The organism is Kocuria sp. p3-SID1428 (genome assembly GCF_025149945.1).
Classification (GTDB): Bacteria; Actinomycetota; Actinomycetes; order Actinomycetales; family Micrococcaceae; genus Kocuria.
In genome coordinates this window covers 1-7,226 of record NZ_JALXVH010000081.1, presented here as the reverse complement: position 1 = coordinate 7,226, position 7,226 = coordinate 1, and the positions used below count along the sequence as shown (strand labels likewise).

At 69.9% G+C, this 7,226-nt stretch carries 5 protein-coding genes; all 5 read right to left on the bottom strand.

Features of this window, described 5'->3' with window-relative positions:
- Nucleotides 1–494: 494 nt before the first annotated feature.
- The 5 genes from tyrS to argH all read right to left on the bottom strand — a co-directional run bounded on the left by tyrS (nucleotide 495) and on the right by argH (nucleotide 7,069).
- Nucleotides 495–1,817 (bottom strand): tyrosine--tRNA ligase, encoded by a 1,323-nt coding sequence (gene tyrS, locus M3E84_RS12135; protein WP_311200483.1) that lies wholly within the window; start codon nucleotides 1,815–1,817, stop codon nucleotides 495–497.
- Nucleotides 1,818–1,830: 13 nt separating this feature from the next.
- Nucleotides 1,831–4,173 carry an AAA family ATPase gene (locus M3E84_RS12130; protein ID WP_259896509.1) on the bottom strand — a complete coding sequence of 781 codons (2,343 nt, stop codon included), beginning with the start codon at nucleotides 4,171–4,173 and terminating at the stop codon, nucleotides 1,831–1,833.
- Between the two features lie 149 nt (nucleotides 4,174–4,322).
- Nucleotides 4,323–4,829 (bottom strand): adenine phosphoribosyltransferase, encoded by a 507-nt coding sequence (locus M3E84_RS12125; RefSeq protein ID WP_259896510.1) that lies wholly within the window; start codon nucleotides 4,827–4,829, stop codon nucleotides 4,323–4,325.
- A gap of 53 nt (nucleotides 4,830–4,882) precedes the next feature.
- Nucleotides 4,883–5,614, bottom strand: a complete 732-nt coding sequence (locus M3E84_RS12120; RefSeq protein ID WP_259896507.1) for a DNA-3-methyladenine glycosylase — start codon at nucleotides 5,612–5,614, stop codon at nucleotides 4,883–4,885.
- 6 nt (nucleotides 5,615–5,620) lie between these two features.
- Nucleotides 5,621–7,069: an argininosuccinate lyase gene (gene argH, locus M3E84_RS12115; protein ID WP_259896506.1), complete on the bottom strand. Its 1,449-nt coding sequence runs from the start codon at nucleotides 7,067–7,069 to the stop codon at nucleotides 5,621–5,623.
- Between the last annotated feature and the right edge of the window lie 157 nt (nucleotides 7,070–7,226).

The window sequence follows — 7,226 nt, the reverse complement described above, 5'->3', positions numbered from 1 at the left end:
GCTTGAACTGGTATCAGCAGACAATTTGGCACACTATCGAGTTCTCAAACAACAGACGATCAACCAGCCCGACTCACCAGGCCCGCGAAGATCAGGTTCTTCAACCGCCGCAGCTCACGAGATCCGAACTTCGTTCATCTCTCGTTCACCGTTGTGCGGCCAGATCATCATACTCGCTTCACCTGCTCTTCACAACCCGGCTCCTTCGATCCGATCCCTTGCGCATGCAGTGCATGGCGAAGCGATCTGCTCGATCGAGCCGTTCAGTGGTTGTGTCGACGCAGGATCAACCGGATCGGTGATCCTGCCGCTGCGCCGCACCGGTTCGCACCGGCGGGCCGCTCGCGGCGACAGAGAAGAACACTACACACCGCCCAGCAGGCCCGCAAACCATCTGGGCCGTTTGTGCTGCACCCCACAGGAAGCCCTCATCCGCCGGCCGAGTCAGGCGCGCACCCGCAAGAACGCGCACCCGCATGAAGGTGCCTTTCGGGTCAGTCCCCCAGCACGACTCCCGCCATGTTCTTCTTGCCGCGCTTGAGCAGGGCGAACCGGCCGTGCAGCAGCTGCTCGTCCTCGAGCTGAGCCTCGATGCCCTGGACCTTCTGGTTGTTCACGGAGACACCGCCCTCCTGGAGCGTGCGTCGCGCCTCGGACCGGGTGGTCGACAGCCCCGTGGCCACGAGAAGGTCGATCAGCGCCCGGTCCGAAGCCCCCACGAAGGCCGAGGGCAGCTCCCCGATCACCGCGGCCAGCGTCTGCTCATCCAGGGCACCCAGGTCTCCCTTGCCGAACACCGCCTCCGAAGCGGCGATGGCCTGCTCGGTCGCCTGGGCCCCGTGCACCAGCACGGTGACATCCCACGCGAGCTGCTTCTGCGCCTCTCGGCGGAAGGGCTCCTGGGCGACCTTGCGCTCGAACTCGGCGATCTCCTGACTGGTGCGGAAGGTGAATACCTTGAGGCGGTCGACCACGTCGGCGTCGGCGGTGTTGAGCCAGAACTGGTAGAAGGCGTACGGCGAGGTCAGCTCGGGATCCAGCCAGATAGCGTTGCCCTCGGACTTGCCGAACTTGGTGCCGTCCGAATTGGTGATCAGCGGCGTGCCGATCGCCTGGACCGAGGTGCCTTCGACCTTGCGCACCAGCTCCGTGCCCGAGGTCAGGTTGCCCCACTGGTCCGAGCCTCCGGTCTGCAGCATGCAGCCGTACTCCCGGTGCAGGTTCAGGAAGTCCATGCCCTGCAGGATCTGGTAGCTGAACTCGGTGTAGGAGATCCCCTCCTCTGAGTTCAGCCGCTTGGCGACGATCTCCTTCTTGATCATGGTGCCCACGCGGAAGTGCTTGCCGATGTCGCGCAGGAAGTCGATCGCGGACATCTCGCCGGTCCAGTCCATGTTGTTGACCATGCGCGCGGCGGACTCCCCCTCGAAGGACAGGAAGCGCTCGATCTGCCCGCGCAGCTGCCCGACCCACTGCTCCACGACCTCCCGGGTGTTCAGCACCCGCTCCGAGGTCTGGCGGGGATCGCCGATCAGCCCGGTCGAGCCGCCCACGAGACCCAGCGGACGGTGCCCCGCCAGCTGCAGCCGGCGCATGGTCAGCAGCTGCACGAGGTGGCCCAGGTGCAGCGAGGCCGCCGTGGGGTCGAAGCCGCAGTAGAACGTGATCGGCTCGCCGTCGAGCAGCTCCTGGAGGGCGGCGGCATCCGTGGACACATGCACGAGCCCGCGCCAGTTCAGCTCCTCCCAGATGCCCGGGAAGTCGGGGTCGTTGTGCTGGGCCGCCAGATCGATCGCGGTGGTGGGTGTCGGGGTCACGTGGGGGTACCTCTCAGTTCTCGGAAGCGAAGCGGACGCCGTCGTAGCCGGCTGGCAGCGGGCCGGCCGAGACGGTGCGCAGCCTCTGGGTGGGTCTGGTCATGGCCACATACAGGGAACCGACGCCGTCGTACTCGTCGATGATCTCCTGCGGCTGCACGAGGACCACGGAGTCGAACTCCAGGCCCTTGGCATCCCACGTGGACAGCACGACGACCTGGTGCTCGAGCCGGCGCACACCGGCGCCCACCCTGCCGGGCAGGCGCTCGGCGAGATGCCGGCCGATCTCACGGACGCGGTCCTCCGGGGCGATGACGGCCACGAGGCCGCCCTGGACGACCTCGAGCTCCTGCTCGAGCTGGTCGTCGATCGCGCTCAGGAGTTCGGCGTCGTCTGCCTGAGCGGGCAGCTCGGCGATGATCGGCGGCTCCCCCTCGCGCACCGCCCGCGGGGCGGCCACGTCCTGACCGGCGGCACGGGCGACGGCCGCGGCGACCGAGGCCACCGCCTCCGGCGTGCGGTAGTTGACCGTGAGCTGCTCGAGGGTGAAGCGATCGCCCACGAAGGGCTCGAGGGCCTCGCCCCACGAGGCGGCGGCCGAGGCCGAGCCGGCCTGGGCGATGTCGCCGACCACCGTGAACGACTTCATGGGGCATCGGCGCATCAGCACCCGCCACTGCATGGGGGTCAGCTCCTGCGCCTCATCCACGACGACGTGCCCGTAGGCCCAGGTGCGATCGGAGGTCGCGGCCTCGGCGGCCGTCATCCGATGGGCCTGCTCCTCGTTGAACTCCGTGAGGTCGCTGGCGCTCACCACGCCGTCCACGCCGACGTCCTCGAGGGCCTGGCTCATGTTGTACAGCGCCCGCTCGGCCATCTCGGTGGCCTTGGCGCGCTCCGCCTCGCCGGTGCGGATCCGCACGCCGGCATCCTCGAGGCTGCCCAGCCGCTCGGCTGCCTCATCCAGCAGCGGCACGTCCGAGACGGTCAGCGCAGCGGTAGCGGGACGCTGCAGCAGGTCCCTCTGCGCGGGGCTGAGGTGGCGGAAGGCCGAGTCCAGGTAGCGGCGCTTGGCGAAGAGCTGGCGCACCAGCGTCTCGGCCGACAGCGGCAGCCACAGCAGGTTCACGGCCCGGCGCACCTCCGGGGCCTGGCGCAGGTCCTCCACGAGGTAGGACCGGTCGATCGCATTGCCGGAGGCGTCGTTGAGCTCCTCCCCCAGCTTCTCGGCGAGTTCGCGCAGGATGACCTTCACGAAGGTCGCCCGGGCCTCGTTGTGCGGCTTGCCCGTGCCCCGGGCCTTCTCACGGGCCCGTCGCACCAGCTGACGGGTGAGCACCACGCGGTGCGAATCCACCGTGAGCACCTGGTCGCGCTCGGGCAGCTTCTGCCGGTCCTTGACCGCCCGCTTGATGACCTCGACCATCTCGAGGCCCGCCTTGAGGCGGGCAACCTCGCGATCGCGCTCGGGCGCACCGTGGATCCCGGGGAACAGATCGGCCAGCGACGACATCACCACCCCCGTCTCGCCCAGAGAGGGCAGCACACGGTCGATGTACCACAGGAACGACGACGACGGCCCGACGATCAGCACGCCTGACTTGCGCAGCCGCTCCCGGTGCTCGTAGAGCAGGAACGCCGCGCGGTGCAGGGCGACCGCGGTCTTGCCGGTGCCCGGACCGCCCTGGACCACGCGCACGCCCTGCAGCGCAGCGCGGATGATCCGGTCCTGCTCGCCCTGGATCGTGGAGACGATGTCCGTCATGCGACCCGTGCGCTTGGAGTTCAGCGCCGCCAGCAGGGCGCCCTCGCCCTGCAGGACGGACACATCGTCGAGCAGCTCGGGGTCCAGGACGTCGTCCTCGATCGCCGAGACATGGCGTCCGTCGAGGATCAGGTGGCGGCGGCGGCGCACGCCCATGGGGCTGCGGCCGGTGGCCTGGTAGAACGCGGCGGCCTCGCGGGCGCGCCAATCGACCAGCAGGCGCCGTTGGTCCTCGGTGGCCAGGCCGATGCGCCCAATGTAGCGCGTGGCGGACTCGCCGGTCTCCGCGGTGTCCAGGCGCCCGAAGGCCAGGCGCTTGTCGACGGCCTCGAGCTGGGCGAGGCGGTCCTCGTAGTGCGTGGCGAATGCGTCGCGCTCGGATCGGGACTGATGCCCCGTGCCCATGTCCGCGCGGCGCACACGGTCCAGCTCCTCGGCCTTCTCGCGGCGCAGCTCGTCCAGGCGGTCGTAGAGGCCCGAGACGTAGCGCTGCTCGATCGCTAGCTGCTCGTCGAGCGCACTGTCGTGGCTGCGTCCGCGGTCGTCTGGCAGACCGGCCTCAGCGCCGGTGCTCCTGGCGACATCCGTCATGTGCTCGTGCTCCTTGAAACGTCCGCCTTTCCCCGATCAGCCGCGATCAGGGAACCAGCCATGCTAATCCCCCGCGCATGAACGGGAGGTTGCCCACAGCCGCTGATGTCGTCCGCCCTCAGCGGATCGCCGCAACCTCCAGCATGTGCTCAGACTCGATACAGGGCCCGGGTGCGGTGGCCGCCCAGCTTGCCGCGCCCGCGCAGCTCGGTCAGCTCCATCAGCAGCCCGAAGCCCGCGATGTGCAGTCCCGCTCGGTGCAGCAGCCGCGCACTGGCCTCGAGGGTGCCGCCGGTGGCCAGGATGTCGTCGACCACCAGCACCCGCGAGCCGCGGGCGACGTCGTCGGTGTGGATCTCCAGGACCGCGGAGCCGTACTCGAGCTGATAGCTCTCCCGGTAGGTCTCCCGCGGCAGCTTGCCCTCCTTGCGGATGGGGATGATGCCCGCGCCCGTGGCCCGCGAGATCGCCCCCGCCAGCAGGAAGCCACGGGCCTCGATGCCGGCGACGTACTCGAACTGCCCGCTGAAGACATCGGAAAGCGAGTCGACAGCACGGGCGAATGCGGCGCCGTCGGCGAACAGGGGCGTCAGGTCACGGAAGACGACGCCCGGCTTGGGGTGATCAGGGATCTTGGCGCACAGCCGGTCGATCATCTCCTCGACCGATTCAGGTCGGGAGGATGGCACGAAGGCTGGGCTGCGCTGAGTCACCCGTCCATGGTAGTGCCACCGCCTCGGGTGCGCCGCTTCTTGGGCGTCGCACGACGGTACGGCGAGACCGTGGGATCGCCCTGGGCTGCGTAGCGCCACGGGAAGCGCTCGGTGCCGCCCTCTCCGGAGACGCCCGTGCGCGGTGTGGTCGCGATCTCCGTGGGCGCCGTCCCCGGCTCGAGGATCAGCAGGCGCTCGGGGCCCCCGAGATCGGCCCGCGGCACGACCCCGGCGGCTCCGGGTCCGTGCAGGACGGCGCCGTCGTCGTCGAGGCCCAGCCCCAGGGCTTGGGCGAGATTGCCCGGCCCCCTGGCCAGCGAGACCTCCGACGGGACCGTGGCCCGACGGGCGCTGCGACGGGATACGGCCAGCTCGAGGCCCTCGACGACCTCCCCGGAGCGCAGCAGGCAGCCGCCGGGCACGCCCTCCGGTCGGCAGACCAGGTTCAGAGCGTGGTGCAGCCCGTAGGTGAAGTACACGTAGGCGTGCCCGGGCGGGCCGAACATGGACGCGTTGCGGGCGGTGCGCCCGTGGTAGGTGTGCGCTCCGGGGTCCGGCAGATCCGTGTCCGCGGGCCCGCCGTAGGCCTCCACCTCGGTGAGGCGAACGGTGACGCGCCCCTCCGGGGTGATCGAGCTGAGCAGGCAACCCAGCAGCGCCGGGGCCGCCTCCGGAGCCGGGCGACGCAGGATTTCGAGCAGCGCGGGATCCAGCTGCGATGGGTCCATCCCGTCTCAGGCCGAGACGACGGGGGCGCGGTTCTCGAACTCGGACAGCCCCGCGAGGCGCCGCTTGAGGGCCTCGAGCTGCGCGGCGACGGCGCCCGGGCCCGTGCCGCCCTGCGAGGACCGCGAGCGCAGGGAGCCCTCCAGGGTCAGCACCTGGCGCACCTGCGGGGTCAGGCGCTCGTCGATGGCGGCGAAGTCCTCGTCGCTGAGGTCCCACAGCTCGATGTCGCGCTGCTCGCAGACCCGCACGGCGTCGCCGGAGATCTCATGGGCGTCGCGGAAGGGCACGCCCTGGCGCACCAGCCACTCGGCGATGTCCGTGGCCAGCGCGAATCCGCGCGGTGCCAGCTCGGCCATGCGCTCGGTGTGGAAGCTCAGCGTGGCGACCATCCCGGAGACGGCCGGCAGCAGGACCTCGAGCTGGTCGATCGCATCGAAGACCGGCTCCTTGTCCTCCTGCAGGTCGCGGTTGTAGGCCAGCGGCAGGGCCTTGAGCGTGGCCAGCAGCCCGGTGAGGTCGCCGATCAGGCGCCCTGCCTTGCCGCGGGCGAGCTCCGCGACGTCCGGGTTCTTCTTCTGCGGCATGATCGATGAGCCCGTGGAGAACGAGTCGTTCAGGGTCACGAAGGAGAACTCCTTGGTGGCCCAGGTGGTGATCTCCTCCGAGATGCGGGAGACGTCGACCGAGGCCATGGCGCAGATCCAGGCGAACTCGGCGTAGACATCGCGCGAGGCGGTGCCGTCGATCGAGTTGTGCACCGCGGAGTCGAAGCCGAGCTCCTGGGCGACGGCATTCGGGTCCAGCCCGAGCGTGGAGCCGGCCAGGGCGCCGGAGCCGTACGGGGAGACGGCCGCGCGGCGGTCCCAGTCCGCGAAGCGCTCGACGTCGCGGACCATGGCCCAGGCATGGGCTAGCAGATGGTGCGAGAGCAGGATCGGCTGGGCGTGCTGCAGGTGCGTGCGCCCGGGCATGGGCGCGAACGGATGCGTCTCCGCCTGCTGGATCAGCGCGCGCACCACGTCCAGCAGCTCCTTGGCGATGATCGAGGCGTGATCGCGCAGGTACATGCGCCCCTCGGTCGCGATCTGGTCGTTGCGAGAGCGGCCCGCACGCAGCTTGCCGCCCAGCTCCGGACCGGCGCGCTCGATCAGGCCGCGCTCCAGGGAGCCATGGACGTCCTCATCCGACTCGGCAGGCTGATAGGCCCCGGAGCGGACGTCTGCCTCCAGCTGATCGAGCGCCTCGATCATGCCCGCGAGCTCGTCATCGGTGAGCAGGTCCACCGCGTGCAGCACGCGCGCATGAGCGCGGGAGCCGGCGATGTCATAGGGGGCCAGGCGCCAGTCGAACTGCGTCGACTTGGACAGCGCCGCCAGGGCCTGATCGGGGCCGCCCGCGAAGCGGCCTCCCCACAGCGCGCCCTCGTTGGTCCCGTGCTTGACGTGCTCTGCCACTGGTGCTGCTCCTCGATCGCTTCCGTCTACTGGTCCCAGCTTAGGGCTGGAGGTGTGTGGGTTCGTCGTTCACTTGGTACGGGATGGGCGGTGGGCCCCTTCCTTGACCGCTTCGCTTGACGTCTGCGGAAGGGGCCCACCGCCCATCCCCCGCGCC